This is a genomic window from Kitasatospora sp. MBT63 (genome assembly GCF_000710465.2).
Taxonomy (GTDB): domain Bacteria; phylum Actinomycetota; class Actinomycetes; order Streptomycetales; family Streptomycetaceae; genus Kitasatospora.
The window spans coordinates 1-2,684 of record NZ_JAIZ01000407.1 but is presented as its reverse complement, the minus strand read 5'-3'; the positions used below and the strand labels follow the sequence as shown (position 1 = coordinate 2,684).

2 protein-coding genes and 1 pseudogene are annotated in these 2,684 nt (G+C 75.6%); 1 reads left to right on the top strand and 2 read right to left on the bottom strand.

Annotation, left to right across the window (positions count from 1 at the left end; translation table 11 throughout):
• Positions 1 to 237 (bottom strand): annotated as a pseudogene (locus tag AA75_RS22840) (signal protein PDZ); the annotation flags it as partial.
• A 140-nt stretch (positions 238 to 377) separates the two neighbouring features.
• Here AA75_RS22840 and galE point away from each other — a divergent pair.
• A complete protein-coding gene (gene galE, locus AA75_RS22835; protein WP_033822056.1) occupies positions 378 to 1,361 on the top strand; it encodes a UDP-glucose 4-epimerase GalE in 984 nt (327 codons plus the stop codon).
• A gap of 52 nt (positions 1,362 to 1,413) precedes the next feature.
• Here the strand turns inward: galE and AA75_RS22830 are convergent.
• A partial coding sequence (locus tag AA75_RS22830; RefSeq protein ID WP_033822055.1) for a PQQ-binding-like beta-propeller repeat protein occupies positions 1,414 to 2,684 on the bottom strand: 1,271 nt, incomplete at its 5' end.

Below are 2,684 nucleotides of genomic sequence, written 5' to 3'. Positions count from 1 at the left end.
GACGGTCGCGATCACCCGCTGGTAGTCGCTCTCCAGCTGGTTGGCCGCGGACGAGGACGGGGAGGGCAGCGCCCCCGAGGAGGACGCGGCGGCGGACGAGGACGAGGAGCCGCCGGAGCAGCCGGTCAGCACCAGGGCAGCCAGGGTCAGCAGGACGGCGGGCAGCAGCCGGGCCTTGGGGCCGGTCGGGCGGGGTCCGGCCGGGATCGGCCGGGTCGGGACCTTCTTGGGGCGCACCTGGACGTCCTCCGGTTCGTGCGTACACGGTCGGCAGCGGGCTCCCGGCCCCTCAAGGGCCGCGAACGGACCGACCTTTGTCAGCATTTCACCTTTATGTCCGGTTCATCGGGGCGGCGCGCCGCCATAGGATTCGGTGCATGACTTGGTTGATCACAGGCGGGGCCGGCTACATCGGCGGGCATGTCACACAGCAGCTGGCCGCGGCCGGCGAGCAGGTCGTCGTCCTGGACGATCTCAGCAGCGGTGCCGCCGGGCGGCTGCCCGCCGGGGTGCCGCTGGTGGTCGGCTCGACCCTCGACCGGGCCGCCGTCGACCGCGCGATCCGCGAGCACGGCGTCACCGGCGTGCTGCACATCGCGGCCAAGAAGCAGGTCGGCGAATCGGTCGCCGAGCCGCTGCGCTACTACCAGGAGAACGTCGAGGGCCTGCGGGTGGTGCTGGACGCGGCCGTCGCAGCCGGCGTCGGGCGGGTGCTGTTCTCCTCCTCGGCCGCCGTCTACGGGATGCCGGACGTCGACCTGGTCACCGAGGACACCCCCTGCGCGCCGATCAACCCGTACGGCGAGACCAAGCTGGTCGGCGAGTGGCTGATCAACGCCGCCGCCAAGGCGCACGGCCTGTCCACCGTGTCGCTGCGCTACTTCAACGTGGCCGGCGCGGCCTCCCCCGAGCTGTCCGACGAGGGCGTCACCAACCTGGTCCCGATGGTCTTCGAGCGGCTGACCGCCGGCCGCGCCCCGCTCGTCTTCGGCGACGACTACCCCACCCCGGACGGCAGCTGCGTCCGCGACTTCATCCACGTCGAGGACATCGCCTCGGCCCACGTGGCCGCCGTCAAGCGGCTCGACGCCGCCGCCGGACAGGTCAACCTGACCCTCAACATCGGCCGCGGCGAGGGCGTGTCGGTCCAGGAGATGCTCGCCGTGATCGGCCGGGTCACCGGCTACGACACCACCCCCGAGATCACCCCGCGCAGGGCGGGCGACCCGGCCCGGGTGGTGGCCGCCGCCGACCTGATCCACCAGGAGCTCGGCTGGTCGGCCCGGCACGAGGTCGAGTCGATGGTCGCCTCCGCCTGGGACGGCTGGTGCGCCCGCCACCCGCAGGCCCGCCGGGCCTGACCACCCGCCCCCGCCCGTCCGGCCGGGCCGCCGCCCGACACCACCGCCGGGCCTACGGCACCGCCGTCCCGTAGTACGAGTCGAGCGCGTACACGCAGCGGTCCTTGCTGCCGACGAAGACCCGGCCGCCGACCGCCACCGGGGAACCGGTCAGCTCGCCCTTGGTGCCCAGCTCCCAGCGCAGCCGGCCGGTCGCCAGGTCCACGGTGTGCAGCGAGTGGTCCTTGCTGCCGAGGTGCACCAGCCCGTCGGCGACCGCCGGCAGGCCGACGATCTCGCCGCGCGCCGCGTAGCGCCAGCGCTCCCGCCCCGAGGCGGTGTCGAAGGCGAACAGCGTGTCGCCCGAGCCGAGCAGGGCGGTGTCGTCGGCCAGCACCACCGGCTCGGCCCCCTGCCGGGGCGCGGTCCGGCCGCGCCAGCGCTCCCGGCCGGTGGCGGCGTCCAGCGCGTACAGCGTCCCCAGGTAGTCGGCGACGTAGACCGCCCCGTCGTCCACCGCGGGCGGGGTGAACAGCACCACCGGCGCGTCGAAACGCCAGCGCTCCGCACCGGTCGCCGCGTCCAGCGCGTGCACCCGGGTGCCCGCCGTCGCGTACACCACCCCGGCGCGCCCGACCGGGCGGGAGGGCACCTCCTCGCCCAGCTGGAAGGACCAGCGCAGCCCGCCGCCGCGCGGGTCCACGCAGCGCAGCCGGCCGGCGCCGTGGTAGTACGCGGCGCCGCCGACCAGGGCCGGCCCGGACTGCGGGTTCTCGTAGTCCTGCTGGGCGTCGTCGGCCCGCCACAGCTCGGCGCCGCTGGCCGCCGAACGCAGCTGCACCCCGCCGCCCCTGATCCCGCAGCAGAGCACCCCGTCGGCGGCGTCCAGCGAGAAGATCCAGCCGTCCAGCGAACTGCGCCAGCGCTCGGTGCCGTCCGCGACGTCGACGGTGTACAGGTGCGGGCCGTCGGCCGCGTGCACCCGCCCCGAGTCCACGGCCAGCGCCCAGGCCACGTCCCGGGTCTTGTAGCGGCGCTCGCCGGAGGCGATGTCGAGCGCGTGCACCTCGAAGCTGGAGACGAACAGCGTGCCGTCCGCGACCACCGGGGTGCCCCAGACGTCGTTGGACATCCGGAACCGCCAGGGCCGCCAGCGCGCGGCGGGCGCCCCCCGGGACGGCTGCCCGGGACGCGGTACGGGCGCGGCCCCGGTCCGGCGGACCCAGTCCGTGCCGGTCGCCGGGACGGCGGGGGCGACGCTGCCGGTCTGGTCGGCGCGCGGCCCGGGCCCTATCCGCACCGAGGCGCCCGGCAGCCGCACCTCGGGCTCCCCGCCGCCCGGCT